This window comes from Sulfurospirillum sp. HTRB-L1 (genome assembly GCF_059415125.1).
Genome location: NZ_JCAHZR010000007.1, coordinates 90,149 through 112,119 on the forward strand (window position 1 = coordinate 90,149; position 21,971 = coordinate 112,119).

Here is a 21,971-nt window from a genome sequence, read left to right on the forward strand (position 1 = left end):
CTTACATGTAATTGTTTGGCAATGAAACTCTGCTAACCTTTTAGGGTTTATTTTCCCCCAAAAGGAGAGACATGTCGTCTCGTTCATTGCCACTTATCAAGCGTATTTCATTCGCGCACAGTTTTTTAGCCACAGCGTTTTGTGTTGGGGTGACCTTTGTGTTTGCAGGGCTACTGTTTTACTCTTACTTTCAAGAAGTTGCTGCGTATCAGCGGGCGCAAGCCAGACAAGGCGAAACCCTAAAAAATAACATTCAAAACATCCTACACACCAACACAACCACCCTTGAAAATTTTTCTTCCATGAACCAAGGCGCCTTAGAATTGGTGCAAAGTTACGAAGACATCGCGTTGTTGCGTCAGATTGGTCGAGAGGTGTCGTTGCTAACCTTTCGCCCTAGAGAGGCCCGCAAGATGGAACGTATCGCGAAAGAGCTTCAAGCATGGGCTAGCACCAAAACTGCGCAACACAAGTTTATCGAGGGGATTGCGGGGCAACTAAAGATTCAAGCCATTGCCTTTGAGCAAAGTCCCGACGCACTTAATGCTACAGACATCCAAAAAAGCATTAGCGATATTACGGGCACCGTGATTAACATAGCCCTTGGGTTTAACAGGGCGTTGTTGACACAAATGCAGGAAGTTGGTGGGGGCATTGAGGGGGTTAATGCCTCGCTGCTGGAAAATGAAAAAGACGTGCAAACCCTAGAGATTTCCCGTAAACGCATGGAAGAAAAAGGGGAGCAGATTGTCTTTTTTGGCGTGATTGCCTTTGGCGTTTTGGCCGTTTTGTTAGCGGGCCAAGCATGGCTTATGCGGCTTTTTTCCAAGGATGTTTCCCGCCTTACGCGCTACCTCAAAGAAGTGGTGGCGGGAGAGAAGGTGGATTTGTCCCAACCGTTGCACTTTCACCCCGAGTCAAAAGACGAAACCGATTTTATCTCCCGTTCGTTGCATGAAGTGTTTGAAACCATCAAAACGGTTTTATCCACCGCCCTTAAGGCTTCTGTGCACACGCGTGAATCTTCCAAAGAACTGCGCACCTCTTCGGCCCAGTTGGTACAAACCATCCACGCCCAAAAAAAAGAGATTGATAACCTTGGCGGCATCGCCTCTACCATCGGTGGGGATTTGGATGAGGCTATTGGCTTGGCGCAAGAGACAAGAAACTCCCTTCAAACCAACCAAGACGTCATGCAAGAGTTTGTGGAACACCTCCAAGATGTGGGCAAAACCGTTAGCCTAAGTAGCCAACACCAAAACAGCATCAGCGATAAAATGCACCACCTTTCTAGCCAAACCGAACAAACCAAAGGGGTACTTGGCATCATCGCTGACATCGCCGATCAGACCAATCTTTTGGCCCTTAATGCTGCCATCGAAGCGGCGCGCGCAGGCGAGCATGGGCGGGGGTTTACGGTGGTGGCAGATGAGGTGCGAAAATTGGCCGAGCGTACGCGGGATTCACTAGAAGAGATTGATGCGATTATGATGCTCATGCTGCAAGGCATTCATGCCAATACCCAAGAAGTAGGGACGATTAATGACGAACTTGCGGCCATTGCCACCAAGGCGGAATCACTCATTCAATTTGGCATGCAAACCTCTTCGCAGCTAGAAAATGCCATCGTGGTTTCGTCTAAAGTTGTGGAAATCAACGAGGCCAATGCCAAAAAAACCAAGGCCTTCATGGAAACCATGACGGGCATCATCACCCTCTCAAGTGGCAATGAAACCGAAGGAGAGCGGGTGGCGATGATTGCCTCGGAGATTGCCAATACCTCCAAAGGGTTGCGCGATGCCTTGCAACGGTTTGGGGTGGCGTAATTTTGTGTTACAATGCCCCAAACCAAATGTAGTAAAGGAAAACCTATGCCCCTTTTAGACAGTTTTACCGTTGACCACGTCAAGATGCCAGCCCCTGCTGTGCGCCTCGCTAAGAGCATGAAAACCCCAAGCGGCGACACCATTACCGTGTACGATTTGCGCTTTTGTAAACCCAATCACGACATCATGAGCGGCGAGGGCATTCACACCCTAGAGCACCTTTTTGCGGGCTTTATGCGCAACCACCTCAACTCCGCCCAAGCGGAAATCATCGACCTTTCGCCTATGGGATGCCGCACAGGGTTTTACATGAGCGTCATTGGCAGTCCTAAAGAAGATGCGGTGGTGAAAGCGTGGGAAGCGTCCATGAAAGATGTCTTACATGTAAAGAGCCAAAAAGAGATTCCTGAGCTCAATCTTTACCAGTGTGGCACCTACACCATGCACTCTTTGGAAGACGCCAAAGCGATTGCCACTAAAGTGTTAGAGCAAGGGATTGGAGTGATGGATAACGCAGCGCTCAAGCTTGACCTCTCAAAGGTTTAGAAACGTAAAAATCGCTTCTTTGTGGGTTCCTATCCACCAGATAAACGCAATCCACAAGAAGCTAATCCCTGTTAAAATCCCCACAAAAATCTTTTTTGCCTTCTTGTGCCTAAACGCCATCACGCCAAGCCACGTGCCCAAAAACCCGCCAATAGCCGCGACATAGTAGAGCAAGGCTTCAGGAACGCGCGTGCGTTCATGGCGTGCCGCAAGGGCATCAACGCCCATGAGAATGAAGGCAAAGACCGTCGCTTGCAGCGCGTACCATGCCAACACAGGCAGCACGGGATACGCCCAATTTAGCAAAAAACTCAACCCTGTAAGTCCAAACAAGACCAGCAAACGCATTCCCAGACAACACATGGTGCCTCCTTATAGAAAAGGTCTATTGTAACACAGAAGCTTTGCCTCTTTTACATGTAAACCCCCTTTACATGTAAACCCTTTGGCCGATTTACCCCAAAAGGAGTTTCCATGCAAATCCAAAACGCCCAAGCAGCTTACAATAACCTCAGCTTTAACATCAAAACCAGCTCTGGGGATACCTTGTCCCTTTCTTTGTACGACAACAAAGAGATGACTTATCAAAGCTACACCAAAGACGGCCTTTCGGTGCAAGAATTTTCCCTCTCCCACGCCTACGGTTACGCGTTTTCGTACGAAGGAAATGGCATCGATGCGAACGACCAACGTGAGATTGATGAAGCCCTAAAAGCCCTGCAACCGCGCATTGACGCGTACATTCAAAACGTCCAAGATAGCGGCATTCCAAGCCCAAGAGAAATCCTCAACGAAGCCTTTTCTCTGCGTCAAGACCTCCCCACGCCCAAGGATGAAAACACCAAAGGGTTCTTGCAAAATGGCCTCTTAAAAGCCTTTGATGAAGGGTTGGCGAAATTTTCTCCTCAGGAAAAAATCCTTGAGAGTACCCAAAAGCTTTTTGAAAAGTTATTGGAGCAATTGGAGAGTTTTTCCCTGTACGCCTGAAATCAAACGGTTGCCACTTGTGTGGTATAATGCCCCCTTAAAAAAAGAGAAGTAATGGATTTAGTGCTAGGTATTGCGAAATTTTTTCTGCTAGGAATGTTGGTGTTTGCAGGGGGAATCGTCGTAACCAAGCTACTGGCGCATTTTGTTTCTGGTGCTTCTAAAAAGGACGACGATGACACCCCAACTTCTGCTTGAAGAAATGTTTACCCTTCAGCAAACCCTCAACGATGAAACCAACGGAAAAGGCTGGGAAAACGGCTACAACAAACACGGCAAGCTTATTAGCTGGAAACGCTGCATCCACATGGAATGCGCTGAGCTTATTGACAGTTTCCCTTGGAAACACTGGAAAAACATCGCCCATCCTACCGATTGGGATAACGTTAAAGTCGAAGTGGTGGACATTTGGCATTTTGTCATGAGTCTGCTATTGGAGCATTACCATGCACAAGAAAAAGGCGGCATCGCGCAGTTGGTGGAAGATGTGACCAACACCCAAGGGTTTCGAGATTTTTGCAAAGAAGCGTATGACCCCACGGGATTTAACTTCCTTGAAATCATCAATGACATCGAATCGCTCATTCACATGAACACGGGATTTGATAGCAACTTGTTTGATGGCCTCTTGAAAGAGTATTTTGACCTCTCTTTAAAATGTGGAGTCAACCTTGCAGAGTTGTACCGTTTTTACGTGGCTAAAAATGTCCTCAACCGCTTTCGCCAAGACCACGGTTACAAGGAAGGCACCTATGTGAAAACATGGAATGGCAAGGAAGATAACGAAGTGATGATCGAAATCCTCTCTAGCGCACAGATGAGTATTCCTGAAACCTACGATGCCCTTAAGAAACGTTACGAAAAAGCGCTCACCTCTTAATTGAGCGCTTCTCTCTCTTTCGTTTAACTTAAATTAAACTTCCATTAACTTTTTCTAGGTATAATCCGTCCTTTTTAAAAGGACTTCCATGAGAAACAGTGCCCTTGCACGCTTTTTCTGGATGGTCGGGGTTGTATTTTTAACCGCGCAATGTGCGACTGCTTCGATTATCAAACCGTCTCAAGTTCAAACCCTTGAAATGGTCAAAGAAATTGCTTCTAACTACCCAAACAAACAGGGTGAAACCTTTGAAAAAACCGCCATGGCGATTTGCCTCACTGAGACAAGCGCAGGGGTTTTTAAAATTGGTGACATTGGTAAAGACCCCAATATTTTTAATGCGTCTTTAGGAATTATGCAGGTGCGTCTTCAAACAGCACGGTTTATTGCAGATAAGCTAAACTTACGCGAGATTCAAGAGATGAGCGATGTCAAATTGGTCAATCGCCTCTTGGGCGATGACCGCTTTAACGTGGAAGTGGCCGTGCAGTTTTTGGTGTGGCTTAATGACTACACGAAAGACTATTTTCGCACGGTTAGCCGCTACAATGGCGGCAACAACAACCACCCTTATTACCAACGCGTCATGGCAAACATGAAGCTTATTGGCAAAGAAACCCAGTTGATGGACGACTTAAACTAACGGGTCAGGGTGTTGCGATGCGCTGTTAGCACAGGCAGTACACAAGGTGGATCCGGGCATCAGTGCTAGGCGCTCAAAGGCGATGGGTTCTTTGCACATGCGACATAGCCTACGGCCTTCGTGCTCTATCGCTTGTTCGGCATGTGGGTCTTTGGCTTCGCGCAAAATGGACTCTTCGAGGATTCTTTTTTCCATGATTTCGGCCAAATTAGAGCGCATGCTAGGTGACAGGGAAATAAAAGAACAATCAGACGAGAGCCTTTCTTCCAACGAGAGCTCTTCTTTTGTTCTTTTAATGCGTCTTCCCGGGATACCTTTTTGTCCTTGGTCCATGATTTCTCCCTACATGTAAGCGTTTTGTACTTTTCTTTGCGTTACAATATCCCATCTTGTCTTTAAGGAGCGTTAATGCGACAATACGAAACTTACAAATGCAATAAATGTGGCAATGAAATAGAAGTGCAACACGTGGGCGGGGGAACACTAACCTGTTGTAACGAAGCCATGGCGTGTGTGACCACGAACCTTACCGCGGTTAATCTCATGAAAGCCTTTGCGGGCGAATCCATGGCGCGTAATAAGTACGATTTGTTTGCCGACATGGCCGAAGAAGAAGGCTTGCACCGTATCGCCGTGCATTTTAGAGAAGCTGCGGTCAATGAAATGTGGCACGCTAGGGCAGAGTACAAAGAAGCCAATAAAATGGTTCATGGCTTTGAACTCGACACCACCGCTAAAAACCTTCTCTACGCAGCAGACGGGGAACGGTACGAGCATGAGACCATGTATCCAGACTTTGAAGCCATCGCTAAAGAAGAAGGCCATAGTGCTGTGGCGCGTCTTTTTAGAGCCATTGGCAAGGTGGAAGTGGAGCACGAGCGCGAGTATTTGGAGCTTCGAAAAATGCTTGATGAAGAAGGGTTTTTTGAAAGCGAAGAAGACGACGTGTGGGTATGCGAAGTGTGCGGACACGTACACCGTGGCAAAAAAGCCCCCGCAGCCTGTCCCTTGTGCCGCGTGGGAAAAGAGTACTTTAAGCGGGAATTTTTAGGCTAAATCCCATAACCTTTGTTAAAGACTGAGGTATCTAGCGGGTGGTCTAAATCTAAGGCTTCCCGCTGTTTTTGGCTTACATGTAAGGGTTTTTTACTCCCTTCTTTATCCACACTCACATAGGTAATCACTGCGCTAGTGACATGCACACAAGTTTGGCCATGTTCACTGGTGCGTTCTGCTACCACTTCAACTTGCGTTTGGATGGAGGTGGTGCCCGCTTTCATTATTTTTGCATAACAAGACAACACATCCCCTACACGTACAGGTTCTTTAAAGGTCATGGAATTTACCGCAACGGTAACCACCCGCTCTGCCCCAAGTTCTCTCGTGGCCAAGGCCCCTGCGATGTCAATCTGTGACATAATCCACCCGCCAAAAATATTGCCTGAAGGGTTGGTGTCTTTTGGCATGGCGACAATCTTGATGCGGGGTTCGCCCATTCCGTACATGGTGCTCCTTTTTGGAGGGGATTATAGCATGTTTGGGGGCTTAGGGGAGGGTGAAAGAAAAGGTTGAACCCTCGCCCATGACACTTTCAATCACCAATTCGCTCTCGTGAAGTTTCAAAATGTAATTCACAAGGGCGAGTCCCAATCCCATGGAATTGTCCCACGAGTAGCGATTGGTGCGGTAAAACTTTTTGGTGATGTTGGGAATTTCTTCAGGAGGGATGCCCTCACCCTCATCACGCACCTTACATGTTTTACCCACCACTTCAACGTAGATTTTGTTTTCTGAGTATTTAAGTGCGTTATCTAAAAGGTTGTTAAGGACCATTTCAATCATTGTTGCATCACCGCTTACATGGGCGGTTCCTAGGTGTGTCACGAAGGTGCGGTTTGGGTAGCGGCTAGCAAAAGAGGCGGTCACTTCGCCGGTGAGTTTGCCTAAGTCAAAAGGGGCAAAGGTAGGGGAAAGGTCTCCGTTTTCCAGTTTGGTGGCTAGGGAGAGGCGGTTAATCATAGTGTTAATCTTTTGGCCGTTGGAGACAATCTTGCCTAAAAAACGCTCCCGAATCTCCTGGTCCATGCTTGCATCTTCAAGGAGGGTTTGAGCATACCCCATGATGGAAGCAATGGGGTTTTTAAACTCATGCCCCACTGCGGCGATGATGTCGCTGCGTTGCTTGCTTAAAAGCCGAAGTTTGGCGGTGTGTTTGCGTTTTTGCTTGTCGCGTTTGGAGAGTTTGCTGGCCAAAAGATGGACACGTTCAGAAATCTCTTTAAACTCCTTGGCAAAACCCGCGTTAATGTGCACCTTGTACTCTTTGTTGGCAATGGCATGAAGGCCTTGGCTGAGTTTTAAAAGTTCATGGCGAATGCGCCGGTGGATAAAATAGGAAATCAAAAAGCCAAAAAGAAGCACGGTGAGAAAAATAAGGGCACTTTTGAGCCACAAGGATAAAAAGTTTTCCCGAATCTCTTGGGTGCTCATGCCCAGACGTATAATGAGGGGCGTACCAAGGTAGTTGACCACCTTGGCAACATACAAAAAGTCATTATTGACAGAATCGGAGTAGCGAATGTTGACACCAAAGGGCTCCCTTAGGGCTTGGATGACTTCGGGGCGGTAGCGGTGGTTGTCCATGCCCTCGATGTCTTTGCGGTCGCTCTCAGCCAATACAACACCGTCTATACTAATGAGCGTAACGCGTTTGTGGATACCCCGTTTAATGCTGTGGGCAAAGACGTCTAGGGTTTCTGCATGGGAAGAAAAAGGAAGTTGGAGCTCGATGAGGTTGATGTGGGACTTGAGGGTTTTTTCAAACTCTTGGAGTTGAATCTCTTTGAGTGAAAAGTAGCTCACCAAGGTGGCAAGAACAAGGCCTCCTAAAAAAAGCCCAACAAGCCGTGTGTTGAAATGCTGATGGAGGGTTAGCACAAGGTGTAGCCTACGCCCCAGATGGATTTGATGTAGTTTTTTTCCTTCTCGGGGTCAATCTTTTTTTTCAAACGGTTAATGGCGACATTAACGGTTTTATCTTGGTAAAAGGCTTCTTCTTCCCAGACTTTTTCTAGTAAAAATTCGCGGTTTAAAACGCTGTGCTTGTGGGTAATGAGGGTGTGCAAAAGGTCAAATTCTAGTTTGGTAAGCTCTACACTAACACGCCCTACAAGCACCTCTCGGGTGTCGAGGTTAAGGGTGATGTCGCGGTGAATGAGGGTGCTTGCAGGTGTGCTTCCTGCCCGTTTTAAGATAGCGCGAATCCGCAAAAGCAGTTCGTTCATGTTAAAAGGCTTGGTGAGGTAATCGTCCCCACCCCGCAAAAACCCTTCTTCAATGTTGGTGTCGCTATCCTTGGCCGTGACAAAAATAACAGGAGCGTTGATCCCTTTTTGGCGGAGTTTTTCGACAAATTCACTCCCCTCGGCTCCTGGCAAGTTGCGGTCCACAATCATCGCATCCACCCGCTCTTCTTCTAAAAACTTTTCGACGTTTTTGGTGGAGAGAAATCCTGCTGTTTCAAACCCTGCTTTTTGGAAGTGGTATTCCATGAGCTCTAGCAAATCGGTCTCGTCTTCGATGATTAAGATAGTTTCCCCCATGCCCGCTCCTAATAAACGTCTAATTCCCCGCCAATTTTGGCAAACATCAAGAGTTTGGAAATGTTGACTGACCGATCAGCAATGCGCTCAAGCTTGCGCATGGTACTGAGGATTTGGATGTGGCTGGAGTTAAATTCATTGAGTTTGCTCAGTTCTGAGAGGATATTTTTTTCTAAGATGGCGTAGAGGTCATCGGTTTTACTCTCTTCGACTTGCACCTTGCGGTAAATGGCTTCGATTTCTTCTTTTTGGTTGGTTTCAAAGGCTTTCATGGTGATGGTGATAGCCGCAGTGGCGCTTTTGCACAAGTGCGCGCCGTATTCTTGGCAACTTTGGAAGCAAGCACCGCTTTCCATGAGGGGATGGATGCGTTTGGAAAAGGCTTTGATGTTTTCACTGATGCGTACCATTTCATTGGTGACTTTAAGGTAGGCGACCAATTCGCGCAAATCTGTTGCTTCAGCGCCAAAAAGGGCGAGTGAAGTGACGATTTGGTTGTCGATGTGGTTGCCCTTAGACCCACTGTTTTTTAGCATCAAGCGGGCTGCTTCAAAGCGGGTTATATCGCCCGTTTGAATCCCATGAAGGGCTTTTTCAGCAGCAGTGATGAGGTCTTGGCCTAGGTCAACAAGGAGTTCTCGAATTTCTTGTAGCTTTTGATCGTGTTTAGGTAGCATGGGTGAATCCTTATGGCGTGATAAAGCCCAAATGATAAAGAAAAAAGATTACAGGGTGATTACAAGGGGAAAAATGGGTTATCGCTTCGTAATGGCTCACCGTTATAATGCTCCAACTTTGCTAGTAAGGCGGTTTATATGCTAGACGTTAATGCGCTTATTCAGTCCCGATCTTCGCGGGTGAATTCCTTACCTAAATGGATTTCAAAGCCTATCATCTATGGGCTTAAGAAACTATTTCACCAAGACGAGGTGAACCGGCAATTGGAGCGGATTGGGCATCTGGAAGGGTTTGATTTTATTGAGGCGGTATTGGAGTACTTTAATGTCTCCTACACGGTGTCTAACAAAGAAAAACTGAACATCCCCGTCTCGGGTCGGGTAATTCTCATCGCCAACCATCCCCTTGGCGCGCTAGATGCCCTTTCCTTGCTCATGCTTGTGCGTGAAGTGCGTTCTGATGTGAAAATAGTCGCCAACGAACTCCTCTCGCACATCGACCAGCTTGCTTCCTTGCTTATCCCTGTGGACGCGCTAGGCGGACGCTCTACAAAGGAGCATATCAAGGCCATTTACGGTGCCCTTGAAGAAGAAAATGCCTTGATTATTTTCCCCTCAGGAGAGGTGTCTCGCGCACGGCCTACGGGCGTGAAAGATACCAAGTGGCAAAAAGGGTTTTTGAAGATTGCCAAGAAAACCCAGTCGCCTTTGGTGCCCGTGTTTATTAAAGCGCGCAATTCTTCGTTGTTTTACACCGTTTCGATGATCAGCAAACCCTTGGCTGCACTGCTTTTACCCCATGAGATGTTCACCAAACGTGGGGGTGTGGTGAGTTTTCGGGTGGGGGAAAAGATTCCCCATAAGGTGCTCAAGGAAAACCCCATTGACGATAAGCAAACCTTGCAACTGCTTAAAAAACACCTCTACAGTGTGGGAAAGGGCAAACGGGGCGTATTTAAAACCGAATCGTGCATCGCGCACCCGGAGGAGCGTTCGCGCTTGCGCAAGGAGTTAAAAAAAGCGCAACTTTTGGGAAAAACGAGTGATGGTAAACAGATTTACCTGTTTGATGCCTTTGTGGAATCTGCCCTCATGCGCGAAGTAGGGCGCTTGCGGGAGATGACCTTTCGTATGGTGGAAGAGGGCACGGGCGACAAGCGCGACATTGACACCTTTGACCTTTCGTACCGGCACATTATTTTATGGGACGAGGAAGAGTTGGAAGTGGCGGGGGCGTACCGCATTGGGGAGGGGGCAAAGCTCATGGAAAAAGGGTTTAAAGGGTTTTATGCCAACACCTTGTTTGAGTACACGCCTGCCTTTGAGCCCATCGCCAAAGAGGGCATCGAACTAGGGCGCAGTTTTGTACAGCCGCGCTACTGGGGCTCGCGTGCCTTGGATTATTTGTGGCAGGGCGTGGGGGCGTATTTACGTGCACACCCCGAAGTGAAGTATATGTTTGGCCCGGTGAGTTTGAGTAAAACATACCCACGGGTGGCCCAAGAGATGATGGTCTTTTTTTACAGTTTTTATTTTCCTGCCTTTAAGGAATATGCGCGGCCTAAGACCCCTTTTGTTTTAAAACGCGATGAAAAAGAAGTAGTGGAAAAATCCTTTACATGTAAAGAGTACAAAGAAGATTTTGGACGCTTAAAGCGCCTGCTTCAGGCTATGGATTTAAGCGTGCCTACCTTGTACAAACAGTACAGCGAATTGTGCGAAGAGGGCGGATGCCAGTTTGTTGGGTTCAACGTGGATACCCATTTTGGGGATTGTTTGGACGGGTTTATTGTCGTAGAGATTGCAAAGATTAAGCAGGCCAAAAAAGAACGCTACATGGGTGGAGACGTTCTGCGCTGAGAAATATTGCCCTCCTTGTGAAAATGGTGCTACAATTAAGAAAAATTTCCACAAGGTGGCACGGTGAAAAGACGATGGGCTCTGTTTTTCCTAGCATTGTGCTGTGTGGTTGGCGAGGCAAGAGAGCCCTTGCGTGTGTGCGTAGACCCCGATTGGCCACCCTATGAAGTACTGACTTCTGAGGGGGAGTTTGTAGGAATTGGGGCGGAGCTGTTTGGACTAGTGGCGCAGCGTGCTGGGGTGGCTTACACCATTGTGCCAACCAAAGATTGGGAAGAGAGCCTTGCCTTTTCCCAAGCGGGAAAGTGTGACGCGTTGGCGTTTTTAAACCAAACCCCTGCGCGGGAAGAGTGGCTTGTGTTCACAGCGCCTTATTTTACCGACCCCAACGTCATCATCACCCGCGAATCTCACGAATATATCCCCGATCTCTCCGCCTTTACACACGCTAAGATGGCGTTACCTGCGGGAACAAGCATTGAAGAGCGGGTGCGTCAAGATTTTCCCAACCTGCGCATCATCCCTACGACTTCTGAAAAAGAAGCCTTTGCCTTGGTGGCTTCAGGTGAGGCAGACATGACCTTGCGGTCTTTAATGCTTGGGGTGTACACCATCAAAAAAGAGGGTTGGTTTAACCTCAAAGTTGCTGGCGAAGTCCCCCAATACGCCAACCATTTTCGCATCGGAGTGGGCAAAGGAAAAGAAGCGTTGCGGGATGAGCTTGATGCGGGCATTGCCACCCTAAAGCCTCAAGAAGTACGTGAAATTGCCAATAAACACGTGGCTATCGTGGTGGGAAATAAGGCAGATTATGGCTTGGTTATCAAGGTGCTTGTGGGCTTTGGGCTTTTGTTTTCAGTTGCAACAGTGTGGCTTTGGGCACAACGGCGCACCAATGCAAAACTGACCCAACTTGCCACCCAACTTGCCACCCAACTTCAAGAGCAAAAAGAGATTGAAGCTGCTTTGCGCCAAAGCCAGCAAAGTTACCAAGCGCTGATTGAAGGGGCGCGCGAGGGCATCGTGGTGGCACAAGAGGGTAAAATTGTCTATTCTAACCCCTCTTTTTTAGAAATTGTAGGGTACACGTGGGAAGAGATTGAAAACATCCCTATTGATGCGTATTTGCATGAAAAAGACAAGGCGCGCGCCATGGAAAACCACCACAAACGTCTTGCAGGTGAAGCTCCAGAACAGCGCTACCCTGTGCGCATCATGACCAAGGAAAAGGAGCTGATTTGGGTGGAAATTAGCGGTGCGTTGATTGTGTGGCATGAAAAACCCGCGACGCTAAATTTTGTCGTGGACATCACGGAGCGGGTCAAAAAAGAAGAATTTATGCAGCACATGGCCCAATACGACCAACTCACAGGACTGCCCAACCGCTGGCTTTTAGATGACCGCTTAGACACGGTATTGCTCTCCGCCAAGCGCAGGGGAGACTCTTTTGGGGTGATTTTTGTGGATTTAAACCACTTTAAACCCGTCAACGATACCTACGGCCATGAAATCGGTGATGCACTGCTTGTGGCTGTAGCCAAACGCATCAAGGCGTTGCTACGCGCATCCGACACGGTGGCGCGCGTGGGAGGTGATGAGTATGTGGTGTTGTTGCCCTTAGCGGCGCGTCCAGAGGATGTGGAATTGGTGGCGAAAAAAATTCGCCAAACCCTGTGCAAGCCCTTTGAGCTTTCGGGGCACACCCTCTTGATTTCGTGTTGCGCAGGGGTTGCTTTTTACCCTTTAAATGGTACAACTCGCATGGAGCTGTACCGTTATGCGGACAATGCTATGTATGCGCAAAAGTATGGCCGTGCCTCCTCTTAGCCCAGTGTCCGTCAAAGGTTTTCAATCAAAAACATGTTACAATCATGACATTTTAGTGCACCCTTACTCTTTTTTTGGAGTTCGTGTGCGTGATGGAAGGGGTTAGAGGATGTCGCAGTGGCTAAGCGCAGCGCGGGTGCTTGAAGAAAACACAAAAGAGGGCAATTATTTTGAAGCGCAAAGTGGTATTTATGCACTAAAACGGGTGCAAACTCTCCTTGAGACTGCCTTTCCTCAGATGATGTTTTTGCTAGGTGAACCAGGAAGCGGCAAAAGCTTTATGCTCCACCACTTGAAACGCTTGTACGAAAAAAAGCGTTTGTGTGTCTTGATAGAAAACCCATTTTTAACCCCAGCTCAACTGCTCCAACGGCTTCTTTCGTGCAAAGGGGTGGTGGTTGATTCAAATGACGTGGAGGCCCTGCGGCTCCAAGCGGTGCAAGCTTATGCGGGCGTAGACCACCTCATTATGCTTGATGAAGCCCAACTTATGAGCACACAGTTGCGAGAATTTGTGAGGATTTTAAGCGACAGCAAGGTGTTTTATTTTTTGATTGCTATTCATAAGAAAGAAGGAGAAGAGATGCTCTCCTTGGCCCATTTTCACTCACGCCCCCATCAGGTGATTTATTTGGGAGACTTGCAGCCTGCTGAGTGTATGCCCTACCTTACAAAAGAGTTGCATTCGGTAGGATTTTTTGACGTGGAGGCTCTCCTTAGCAAGCGCCTTGTGGCGGAAGCGTGGCGCTACAGCAAGGGTAATTTTCGCAATTTTAAAAAATGTTTTTACCACCTGTTTTTGTTGCTTGATTACGCCCAAACCCATCAGAAAAAAGAGTTTTTAAAGCCCTCTTTGGTTCTTTTGAGGATGGCTTCCATTCGGGCTCGCGTGCTCGCTTCAGAACTTAATACGGACGATTTTGACCAACTTTTGCACGAGGCGCGGCGTAAGAGCGGGGGCATGGGAAGGGCTGTTACAGCTGCTGTATTTATGCTTGTGGGGGGTGGAATTGTGTGGTATTATGTCCACGCAGTGCTGCTTCCTCCTTCCTCTCAATCACGCGCCAGTACGCCAGTAGCCCCTTTACATGTAGAAGTGCCCAAGCCCATCGTCTCACCCAAAGAAGAAGCTAGTGCGCCCCTTGTTGTGCCCAAGCTTGACCCCCAAGTCCTTGGCGAAGCTCCGGCGGAACCTTTACATGTAGAAGTTCAAATAGAAGTTCAAGTGCAAGAGGTGCAAAGCACTGTGGTGGAAGTTGAAAAGGAGGCACCAGTGCAAACAGATGCGCTAGTGCCTGTGCTTCAAAACCCAAATCTACCACCCCCTTCTTCCTTGCCAAAAACCATCCGCATCCTTCCTTTTAAAGGGGTTTCGGCGGCCTCAGGGCTCAGTGAGGATTCGTAAAAATTTTAAGAGGTACCACACAGGAGACGATGCATGGCATTGATTGATTCAGATAAACCGATTATTCCCTTAAGTAGCGTGGCTCAAATGCTCAGCGCAAAACTACGTACCTTGCGGATGTATGAAGAAAAAGGGCTGCTGCCTGTGCATGAGCATGGAAAAAAACTCTATTCGATTAACGATTTGCGGATGATTGCCTTTGTGCATTACTTGGCGAGTTTTAAAAAGGTTAATGCCAATGGGGTTCGGTTTGTGTTAGAACTGCTTAATGACCACCTAGACGGAGAGCAAAAAGATGCCCTCTTAAGCTCTGTGGAAGAGCTTATTGAGCGGGTATCGCCCAAAGAGATTGAGGGCGAATTTGAAGATTTTTAACCTTTTTTGAGGGTGTGTTTAAAGCTTGCAATGAGGGATTCGGTTTGCATAGCAAGGTAGTTGCGTACCTTGGTTTTGGCCACAGGAGAGAGGTGGAGAGTGAGGATGATTTTTTCATTAATCACATTAAATACCGAAGCCTTTGTTTTGATGGTGGTGATGAGGTTTTTTTGCGTGGGAAGTTGAAAGGTGACCTCTAAAAAATCATTTCCTACGCCCGCTTGTAAAAGACGGCCAATCTGCGCTTGGGTGGTTTTGATGACGATAGACCCCTCTGAAATCGTTCCAAGCTCCCCTTCACAGACGCGTTTTTGCGCATGCAAGGCACTGGCATAAATCTTGCGTTCAGGTTCCACACGCACCCCACTTCGTTCAAATGCGGAGGTTTCCAAAAATTCTAAATTATTGAGCACTAGCAAAGATGCTTTGGTATCGATTTTGGCAATGGAAGCACGGAGGATGTTGGGGATGAGGTCGTGTTGAAGGTGGGTGAAAGATTCATTTTGGTAAAAAGGTAGCTTTGTTTTTTCGACTTCTATAATCAACCTGCCCTCGTTGTATGCAACAATAAGGGAATTTTCTGTGATGGGAATGCCCTTGTAAAGGTTGTGAAGTTTGAGGTGCGGGCGGTTTTTAAAGATAGGCGGCAGGGCATCCTTGCCGTGCTTGTTTTCGTAAAAATTAAAGGCTTTGGTGCCGCAAAAAATCTTTTTTTGGGGGGAGACTTTCGAGAGGACAAAGTGCGAATCTACGCGTTTTAGTAAACTCGCAATAGAATCTTCCGCATCTAGGAGGGTGATGCCAACAGCCTGAATAAGGCCGGGGTACCTTGCTTCGATTTCTCGTTTAATGGTACCAAAAAGCGTTTTGGCATAGTGGATTTTTGTGTCATGCAAGACAATTAAAAACACCCCATCCCCTTGGTGCAACAAGGGGCTCATGGCTGTTTGGATGTGGAGAAAACCAAGGGCATTTTTGAAAGAAAAGGCGTCTTCTAAGTCAATATCCATGGAGAGTTTTGCAAGGCAAATGGTCTGCTTTTCTTCTTTTGCGAGGGTTAGGCTTGCCTCAAGCAACGCGCGCGTAATGTAAGCGTTGATGGCAGTGTTTTTGTCGTCCACGTCGTTTCCTTGACCCATTTAGTGTAGTGCGTTATTATAGCAAGATATTTAAAAAGGACGAGATGTGAAAGACTACGAAAAAGATTTAGAAACCCTTTACATGTACATTACAAAAGAACACCAACGTTTGGGGCAATTGTATGCCGTAGCTGAGGGTGGTGGAAGTGAAGAGGAAAAGGCCTTGTGCCAACAATTCCTTAAGGTTGCAGGGTTAGAGCCAAGGACGGAAAATATTGTCGCGGTGCTAGGTCGGGTTGTGGGCCTGCGGGATGAGAGCTTGGTGCAAGCGTTGGTGCAAGAAGGCAAAAGCGAGGAAGCCATCACCCAAGCAAAACACGCCATGTATGAGGTGGTGCGCCAGTTGTACCATGCCCGCCACGAAGCGGTGTTGTATTTTGTAGAAGACAATGCATTGTTTGACCCTTTTTACCGCCGTTTGTTGTGGGGCGTGCATGAGGTGGGTGTGGCGCTGAGTGCGTGGCAGCCCCGTTGGACGCGCGTGATTATTGAAGGGGTCAATGAACGGCTTAAAAAACGCTACGGCACTACAGGCGCGGTGGTGGCGATGCTTGCCCAAAAAGGGTTGTTGGAAAAAGATGGCGAAGGGGACGCGGACCGTTCTTATTCGGTGTTGGTAGAGGACGGGGAAGGGGGGTATGAGAGCCTTGCGTATGCCAAAGCTTTCCCCGAAGAAGTAGCCGTGGTGGTGGAGGCACTGGAGGGGTTAATCGAAGACCTTGAGGGGTTGGAGGATACCTTATTTGACCAAAAAGAGGCGTGGCTAAGCTATTTTGAAGCCCTGTGCCTTGCCTTTGCGGAAACCGACAATGCCCACCTTATCGCCTTGTGGCGAAACGTGGATCGGGCGTGGATGCACATTACGACGCCGCTGCAAGTGGGACACCCTTTGGAATACTACGAAGACCACTATAAAAAAGCCGTGGCCCTAGAATGGGACGTGCGCTTGTGCAACCCCAAGGCCTTGCGCGAGGTGAAGGTGAAGGCTGCGGTGAAGCGTATGTACGCGCGTGCTTTTGCCCCTTTTTTGACACCGAGCACTCAGGGCATTTACGAAAAAAGTCTGGCCAATTTGGAGCGGGTGCAGTTGTATTTGGGGCGACCTGCCTTGTTTTATGGAGCGGAGCTAAACGGGCTGTTTTCCGCCCAAGTGGTGCCCAACGATGAGGCCGTGAGCCAAGCTTTGGGCAAAAAGATTTTTGCCTTTGCGGATAACGTGCTAGATAGCGCGCGCGCCAAGCCCTTTTTGGAGATTCACCGTGATGTGCTTGGCAAGGCGTTTATGCACGAAGAGCGCACGGTCATGTTTCACCAAGAAGCCCTGTGGCACCGGGTGTATGAGGTGAGTACGATTGGCCATGAGTTTGGCCATGTGCTGTGGATGGATGAGACAACCGAAACGCTGATGAACGGGGATGGGATGTTTAAAAACATCGAAGAATTTAAAGCCACCCTTGGGGGGCTTGTCGCTTTTTTTGACGAAGACGAAGAAGCCTTGCGCGCGCCGTTGTTGCGGGATACCATCAAGCGTTCGGTGGGGCTTATTGGGTGGATGAAAACCCCTGAAGTGCAGCCGTATTATTGCGAAGGGTTGATGCACTTGCACGGGCTTTTTGAAAGCGGTGTATTGCACTTTGATGGAGCCTTACATGTAAGGATGGAACACTACGCAGCAGCAAAGGAGTGGTACCAAGCGTGCTACCAAGCTTTGGGCGAGCATTATGTTGCCAAGCGCTTGGCGGGAGAGTTTTTACACCGCTACGTGGTGCTTGATGAGACGGGCGTGTTTGTGCCCAAAGCCAAAGCCGTGCGGGATTTTGTGGAGTATTATTGGGCGCTTTATTGCCTCAAAGGACGCACCATTGACACGGAGGAAGACCGCGCCGATTGGATGTAATCAGCCTGTGACCATTTCAGGATAAAATGTACCAAAAAACGGGTTGGTACCATGAATTTTGATAAAAAATGGCGCAAGCTTTTGGATGTTGTAGATTACGCGTTTCAGCCCATTGTCAATGCGTACAGTGGGCATGTTTACGCGGTGGAAGCGCTTATTCGCAACGTCCAAGAAGCGGGCTTTGAGAGCATTGATGCGCTTTTTGATACGGCGTACAATGAGCATGTTTTGTTTGAATTAGAGTTAGAACTGCGTTTGATTGCTTTTAAAAAATTTACCCGCATTCCTTTTTACCACGAAATCAAGCTTTTTTATAACCTTGACAACCGCACCACCATGATGCCAGGGTTTAAATCGGGCATGACAGCCCCGTTGCTAGAAGCGTGCGGCCTTAGCAAAGAGTCCATTTGCTTTGAACTTTCCGAAAAACACCAAGACCGCTCTTTTGTGACCATCGACCATTTGACCATGAATATCTACAAACAGCAAGGCTACCGCATGGCGATAGATGACTTTGGCGTGGGGTATTCGGGGCTACAGACCCTTTACAATGCCGAGCCAGATTTCATTAAGATTGACCGCTTTTTTGTGGACGGGATTGCCAGCAGTTCCAAGCGCCGCTTGTTTGTGCAAAGCATCATTGAGATTGCTCAGAGTTTGGGGATTGGGGTGATTGCAGAAGGGGTGGAAACCCGCGAAGATTTCCTTACATGTAGAAACCTTGGGTGCAGTTTGATTCAGGGGTTTTTCATTGCCAAGCCGAGCAAGAAAATCGAACGCTTGTTGCGACGTTATGGGGAGGTAGAGGCCTTATACGAAAAAGAAAAACGCGATGCGCTAGTGAGCAATGGGATTGGAGGTAAAATAGAACGGCTAGATTGTGTCAAAGAAAGCGACAGTTTGCACGCGATGCAAGAGTTTTTCACCAAACACAAACAAGCCAGACTATTGCCCGTGGTGGGGGATGACTTGGCGCCGCGCGGGGTGATTTTGGAAGAGAGTTTAAAAGAATACACCTATTCGCCCTTTGGATGGTCGCTGCTTCAAAATCAAACCAAAGGGTCCTTGAAAAACCTCATTTCCCCTTGCCCAAGTGTGGAGCTAAACGACCCACTGGAAAAGATTTTGCGTATTTATGCCCACAACGAAGGAAGCGAAGGGGTGCTTGTGGCCCAAAATGGCGTGTATGTGGGGTATTTGAGTGCGAAGGTGTTGTTGGATGTGGTGAACGAAAAAAACCTTCTCAATGCCCGCGACCAAAGCCCCCTGACGGGCTTGCTGGGTAACCGTGCCATTAGCGAGTACATTAGCACGGCCCTTATTAAACCAGGCACTTGGGCGCTTGTCTATTTTGATTTGGACAATTTTAAACCTTTTAACGACCATTACGGATTTCGCAACGGCGACCGCGTCATTAAACTCTTAGCAGACATCATCAAAAAAATCTCCAACAAACTAGGCTTTGATGCCCTAGCGGGGCACATTGGTGGGGATGATTTTTTCTTGGGGTGGCGCGTGGAGAGCGGATTTGAACAAGCGGTGGAGGAAGTGCACAATATTGTCGAAAAATTTGGCTTTGATGCCCAGAGTTTTTATTCCAAAGAAGACCGTGAAAAAGGCTATATCTTAGCCAAAGACCGCCACGACCAAGAGCGCAAATTTAGCCTCATCAGTGTGAGCGCGGCAATGCTGATGGTGCACGTGCGCGAGGGAGACACGGTGGATGAAGAGGCCATTACATGGTGTTATGCGGATTTGAAAAAAAGTGCCAAAGCGTGCATCGGTGGCGCCGTGGTGCCCGCCACGCTCTTTTCGCGAGGGCATTTTGGAGAAAATGCTGTTTAAGTGAAAAAGTGCAAAGAAAAGGCTGAAAATTAGGGGGTTTTTAAAGAGGTGGTGGCTGGAGGCGGAATCGAACCGCCGACACGCAGATTTTCAGTCTGCTGCTCTACCGACTGAGCTATCCAGCCACCTAAAATGAAGAAGTGAAATTATACCTTCTAAACTTTAAGATGAGCTTATTTTAGGGCGTTGACATATTCCATAAACAACTCCCCTCGTTCTACGTAGGAGCGAAACTGGTCAAGGCTTGCCGCGGCAGGGGAAAGAAGCCCTACGCCATCGGCAGTAAGCACTGCGTCAATGGCGCTCACCGCCCGCTCAAGGGTGTGGCACGCGTGCGCGTCAAGGCCAAAAGTGTGCGCTAGGGCAAGGAGTTTATCCGTGTTTGCCCCGATGGCGTAAATCCTTACATGTAACGGTTTCATGGCTTCAAAAAGCCGCATTAACTCCACGCCCTTATCGTCCCCGCCCAAAATAATCTCAATTGGCCTATGGGCGTAGCGTTTGAGGGCTTCGATGGTGGCGTCGAGGTTGGTGCCTTTGGTGTCATTGACCCACAAGCGGCCTTTGGCGTCATGGAGTTCTTGGAGCTTGTGGGGGTCTAGGACAAAGGTCTCAAAGGCGTGTGGCGTGATGGTGCCAAACAACACCCGTTGCACCACGAGGGCAAGCAAGGCGTCCATTAAGAAAGGTTCTTGAATGGCCAATGTTTCAAGACCCAAAAACCCCATGAGATCCAAAGAGGTCTCGTAGGAAATGATGTGGGCGTTGGTGGGCGTCGCCGCATAATGCGAGGGCAAGATGGCAACAGAACCCTCGCACATCAGCGCAAGGGGCTTGAGTTTGGCCGCTTCGTACGCTTCCATGCTGCCGTGCCAACTGAGGTGGTCGGGTTTAATGGGAAGCAACACGTACACATCAGGGCGAGCTTGCGTGGTGTAATGCAAGGTAAAAGAGCTGGTTTCTAACACCCACAAGGGCGCATCGCTAGGAAGCTCGGCCAAAGGGGTGCCGATGTTGCCACCGGTTAGTGCACCTTTGTCTTTGAGCAAATGGCCTAGCATTTGGGTGGTGGTGGTTTTGCCGTTGGTGCCACTAATCCACACGGACAAGGGCATGGTGGGGGCAAAATAGTCGTATTCGCTTGTTACATGTAAGGCGTTTTGAATCAGCGCGTGGGTTGGGGGGAACCCAGGACTTGGGATTTCAAGGGTGCTTTGCACAGGGTCAAAAGCAGAAGGGGGAAGCAAGGCATTGCCATAAACGTCCGTTTCTTTACATGTAAAGCTATCGTCGTAAATATCCCAACCACCGCTTTTGGCCAACGCTTGCGTGGTCTTGCCATAACCAAAAAGCGAGCGTTTCATCGCAGTTTAAGAGCCGTAAGGGCGATGAGGTTGGAGAGTAACGCGATAATCCAAAAGCGCACGATGATTTTGTTTTCCGCCCACCCTTTCATCTCAAAATGGTGGTGTATAGGCGCCATGAGAAAGATGCGTTTTTTGCGGGTTTTAAAGCTTCCCACTTGCAAGATGACCGAGACGGTTTCAAGGACAAACACAAATCCGATGAGCAGCAACAGCAATTCGTTTTTAGAGATGATGGCCATGTAGCCAATGATGGCCCCAATGCTAAGGCTTCCTGTGTCGCCCATAAAGACTTCCGCAGGGTAGCAGTTGTACCACAAAAAGCCCATGAGCGCCCCGATGAGCGCGGTGGCAACGATGACCACTTCGCCCGAGCCCATCACCTTTGGCAAAAGCAAATACCCGCCCAAGACTGCGTGGCCGCTAAGGTAAATAAACACGCCAAGGGTGAGCATGGAAAAGATGGAAGGCACGGTGGCAAGGCCATCAAGGCCGTCGGTGAGGTTCACAGCATTGGAAGAAGAGACCATGACAAGCATCCAAAAGAGCAAGCTCATCCACCCTAAATCAAACAAGGGGAACTTGTAAAAAGGGAGGTAAAAATCCGTAGGAATGCCTGTGCCGTATAAGGTAAGCGCGGCGACAATGAGCGCAACGAGGCTTTGTAAGGCGAGTTTGGTTTTTGGGGAAAGGCCGCTTTGGTTGCTGTTTCCGATGATTTTTGCGCTGTCGTCTTTAATGCCAATGGCACCAAAACCCAAGATGCACACGAGGGAAGCCAGGACAAAACCGTTGTCAAGGCGCGCACATAAAAAGATAGCAAAGGTGGCGGTGAGGAGGAAAAAAAGTCCGCCCATGGTGGGGGTGTTGGATTTTTTTTGATGGGTTTTTGGCGCTAAGTCGTAGATGGGTTGGTTGGCCTTGCGACGCTTGGCCCAGCGGATAAATTGGGGCAGCACGATGACGGTACATGTAAAGGATAAAAAGAAGGCGAGCCCTGCACGCACGGTGATGTATTGCAATAAATGAATGGAGTAGTTGTCATAGAGCCAGTAAAACATGTGGATCCTGAAAGGGGTGATTTTGGTTTTTAAAAGC

22 protein-coding genes and 1 tRNA gene are annotated in these 21,971 nt (G+C 48.4%); 13 read left to right on the forward strand and 10 right to left on the reverse strand.

What is annotated here, in order from left to right; all coding sequences use genetic code 11:
- Positions 1 to 71: 71 nt before the first annotated feature.
- Both AC5SLM_RS11665 and luxS read left to right on the forward strand, forming a co-directional pair.
- Positions 72 to 1,826: a methyl-accepting chemotaxis protein gene (locus AC5SLM_RS11665; RefSeq protein ID WP_495251136.1), complete on the forward strand. Its 1,755-nt coding sequence runs from the start codon at positions 72 to 74 to the stop codon at positions 1,824 to 1,826.
- Positions 1,827 to 1,871: 45 nt separating this feature from the next.
- On the forward strand, positions 1,872 to 2,372 hold the full coding sequence (luxS, locus tag AC5SLM_RS11670; RefSeq protein WP_495251137.1) for an S-ribosylhomocysteine lyase: 501 nt from the start codon (positions 1,872 to 1,874) through the stop codon (positions 2,370 to 2,372).
- Here luxS and AC5SLM_RS11675 read toward each other — a convergent pair.
- Complete coding sequence (locus tag AC5SLM_RS11675; protein ID WP_495251138.1) at positions 2,361 to 2,735, reverse strand: DUF1294 domain-containing protein; 375 nt, start codon at positions 2,733 to 2,735, stop codon at positions 2,361 to 2,363. The genes luxS and AC5SLM_RS11675 overlap by 12 nt on opposite strands.
- A 111-nt stretch (positions 2,736 to 2,846) precedes the next feature.
- On the opposite strand from AC5SLM_RS11675, the gene AC5SLM_RS11680 reads away from it, so the two are divergent.
- From AC5SLM_RS11680 to AC5SLM_RS11695, 4 genes are all read left to right on the forward strand, one after another.
- Complete coding sequence (locus AC5SLM_RS11680; RefSeq protein WP_495251139.1) at positions 2,847 to 3,359, forward strand: ATP/GTP-binding protein; 513 nt, start codon at positions 2,847 to 2,849, stop codon at positions 3,357 to 3,359.
- Positions 3,360 to 3,413: 54 nt separating this feature from the next.
- Positions 3,414 to 3,557 (forward strand): hypothetical protein, encoded by a 144-nt coding sequence (locus AC5SLM_RS11685; RefSeq protein ID WP_495251140.1) that lies wholly within the window; start codon positions 3,414 to 3,416, stop codon positions 3,555 to 3,557.
- Positions 3,535 to 4,239: a dUTPase gene (gene dut, locus AC5SLM_RS11690; RefSeq protein ID WP_495251141.1), complete on the forward strand. Its 705-nt coding sequence runs from the start codon at positions 3,535 to 3,537 to the stop codon at positions 4,237 to 4,239. The genes AC5SLM_RS11685 and dut overlap by 23 nt, the downstream gene beginning before the upstream one ends.
- 88 nt (positions 4,240 to 4,327) lie before the next feature.
- Positions 4,328 to 4,882, forward strand: coding sequence for a transglycosylase SLT domain-containing protein (locus tag AC5SLM_RS11695; RefSeq protein WP_495251142.1), 555 nt, complete (start codon positions 4,328 to 4,330; stop codon positions 4,880 to 4,882).
- Here AC5SLM_RS11695 and AC5SLM_RS11700 read toward each other — a convergent pair.
- Positions 4,874 to 5,215: a TraR/DksA C4-type zinc finger protein gene (locus AC5SLM_RS11700; RefSeq protein ID WP_495251143.1), complete on the reverse strand. Its 342-nt coding sequence runs from the start codon at positions 5,213 to 5,215 to the stop codon at positions 4,874 to 4,876. The genes AC5SLM_RS11695 and AC5SLM_RS11700 overlap by 9 nt on opposite strands.
- Before the next feature lie 75 nt (positions 5,216 to 5,290).
- Between AC5SLM_RS11700 and AC5SLM_RS11705 the strand changes: the two genes are divergently transcribed.
- Positions 5,291 to 5,938: a ferritin family protein gene (locus AC5SLM_RS11705; protein WP_495251144.1), complete on the forward strand. Its 648-nt coding sequence runs from the start codon at positions 5,291 to 5,293 to the stop codon at positions 5,936 to 5,938.
- Here AC5SLM_RS11705 and AC5SLM_RS11710 read toward each other — a convergent pair.
- Genes AC5SLM_RS11710 through AC5SLM_RS11725 form a run of 4 tightly spaced genes read right to left on the reverse strand, consistent with a single transcriptional unit; the run spans position 5,935 to position 9,161 of the window.
- A complete protein-coding gene (locus AC5SLM_RS11710; RefSeq protein WP_495251145.1) occupies positions 5,935 to 6,387 on the reverse strand; it encodes an acyl-CoA thioesterase in 453 nt (150 codons plus the stop codon). The two genes, AC5SLM_RS11705 and AC5SLM_RS11710, sit on opposite strands and share 4 nt — an antisense overlap.
- A 40-nt stretch (positions 6,388 to 6,427) precedes the next feature.
- Positions 6,428 to 7,819: a HAMP domain-containing sensor histidine kinase gene (locus tag AC5SLM_RS11715; protein ID WP_495251146.1), complete on the reverse strand. Its 1,392-nt coding sequence runs from the start codon at positions 7,817 to 7,819 to the stop codon at positions 6,428 to 6,430.
- Positions 7,813 to 8,484, reverse strand: a complete 672-nt coding sequence (locus tag AC5SLM_RS11720; protein WP_495251147.1) for a response regulator transcription factor — start codon at positions 8,482 to 8,484, stop codon at positions 7,813 to 7,815. The genes AC5SLM_RS11715 and AC5SLM_RS11720 overlap by 7 nt, the downstream gene beginning before the upstream one ends.
- An 8-nt stretch (positions 8,485 to 8,492) precedes the next feature.
- Positions 8,493 to 9,161 (reverse strand): phosphate signaling complex PhoU family protein, encoded by a 669-nt coding sequence (locus AC5SLM_RS11725; protein WP_495251148.1) that lies wholly within the window; start codon positions 9,159 to 9,161, stop codon positions 8,493 to 8,495.
- Positions 9,162 to 9,299: 138 nt separating this feature from the next.
- On the opposite strand from AC5SLM_RS11725, the gene olsF reads away from it, so the two are divergent.
- From olsF to AC5SLM_RS11745, 4 genes are all read left to right on the forward strand, one after another.
- The gene (gene olsF, locus AC5SLM_RS11730; RefSeq protein ID WP_495251149.1) at positions 9,300 to 11,021 is read left to right on the forward strand and encodes a bifunctional ornithine lipid synthase OlsF; all 1,722 of its coding nucleotides are present in this window, start codon (positions 9,300 to 9,302) and stop codon (positions 11,019 to 11,021) included.
- A 63-nt stretch (positions 11,022 to 11,084) separates the two neighbouring features.
- The gene (locus tag AC5SLM_RS11735; protein WP_495251150.1) at positions 11,085 to 12,848 is read left to right on the forward strand and encodes a diguanylate cyclase domain-containing protein; all 1,764 of its coding nucleotides are present in this window, start codon (positions 11,085 to 11,087) and stop codon (positions 12,846 to 12,848) included.
- A 109-nt stretch (positions 12,849 to 12,957) separates the two neighbouring features.
- Positions 12,958 to 14,253: an AAA family ATPase gene (locus AC5SLM_RS11740; RefSeq protein WP_495251151.1), complete on the forward strand. Its 1,296-nt coding sequence runs from the start codon at positions 12,958 to 12,960 to the stop codon at positions 14,251 to 14,253.
- A 33-nt stretch (positions 14,254 to 14,286) separates the two neighbouring features.
- A complete protein-coding gene (locus tag AC5SLM_RS11745; protein ID WP_495251152.1) occupies positions 14,287 to 14,628 on the forward strand; it encodes a MerR family transcriptional regulator in 342 nt (113 codons plus the stop codon).
- Here the strand turns inward: AC5SLM_RS11745 and AC5SLM_RS11750 are convergent.
- On the reverse strand, positions 14,625 to 15,749 hold the full coding sequence (locus AC5SLM_RS11750) for a hypothetical protein (RefSeq protein ID WP_495251153.1): 1,125 nt from the start codon (positions 15,747 to 15,749) through the stop codon (positions 14,625 to 14,627). The two genes, AC5SLM_RS11745 and AC5SLM_RS11750, sit on opposite strands and share 4 nt — an antisense overlap.
- 64 nt (positions 15,750 to 15,813) lie before the next feature.
- On the opposite strand from AC5SLM_RS11750, the gene ciaB reads away from it, so the two are divergent.
- Both ciaB and AC5SLM_RS11760 read left to right on the forward strand, forming a co-directional pair.
- The gene (gene ciaB, locus AC5SLM_RS11755; RefSeq protein WP_495251154.1) at positions 15,814 to 17,664 is read left to right on the forward strand and encodes an invasion protein CiaB; all 1,851 of its coding nucleotides are present in this window, start codon (positions 15,814 to 15,816) and stop codon (positions 17,662 to 17,664) included.
- 51 nt (positions 17,665 to 17,715) lie between these two features.
- The gene (locus AC5SLM_RS11760; RefSeq protein ID WP_495251155.1) at positions 17,716 to 19,509 is read left to right on the forward strand and encodes a GGDEF domain-containing protein; all 1,794 of its coding nucleotides are present in this window, start codon (positions 17,716 to 17,718) and stop codon (positions 19,507 to 19,509) included.
- A 49-nt stretch (positions 19,510 to 19,558) separates the two neighbouring features.
- On the opposite strand, the gene AC5SLM_RS11765 is transcribed toward AC5SLM_RS11760, so the two are convergent.
- The 3 genes from AC5SLM_RS11765 to mraY all read right to left on the reverse strand — a co-directional run bounded on the left by AC5SLM_RS11765 (position 19,559) and on the right by mraY (position 21,934).
- Positions 19,559 to 19,634 (reverse strand) — tRNA-Phe (locus AC5SLM_RS11765).
- A 48-nt stretch (positions 19,635 to 19,682) separates the two neighbouring features.
- Complete coding sequence (gene murD / locus AC5SLM_RS11770) at positions 19,683 to 20,873, reverse strand: UDP-N-acetylmuramoyl-L-alanine--D-glutamate ligase (protein ID WP_495251156.1); 1,191 nt, start codon at positions 20,871 to 20,873, stop codon at positions 19,683 to 19,685.
- Positions 20,870 to 21,934: a phospho-N-acetylmuramoyl-pentapeptide-transferase gene (gene mraY, locus AC5SLM_RS11775; protein ID WP_495251157.1), complete on the reverse strand. Its 1,065-nt coding sequence runs from the start codon at positions 21,932 to 21,934 to the stop codon at positions 20,870 to 20,872. Before mraY ends, murD begins: the two co-directional genes overlap by 4 nt.
- Positions 21,935 to 21,971: the final 37 nt, after the last annotated feature.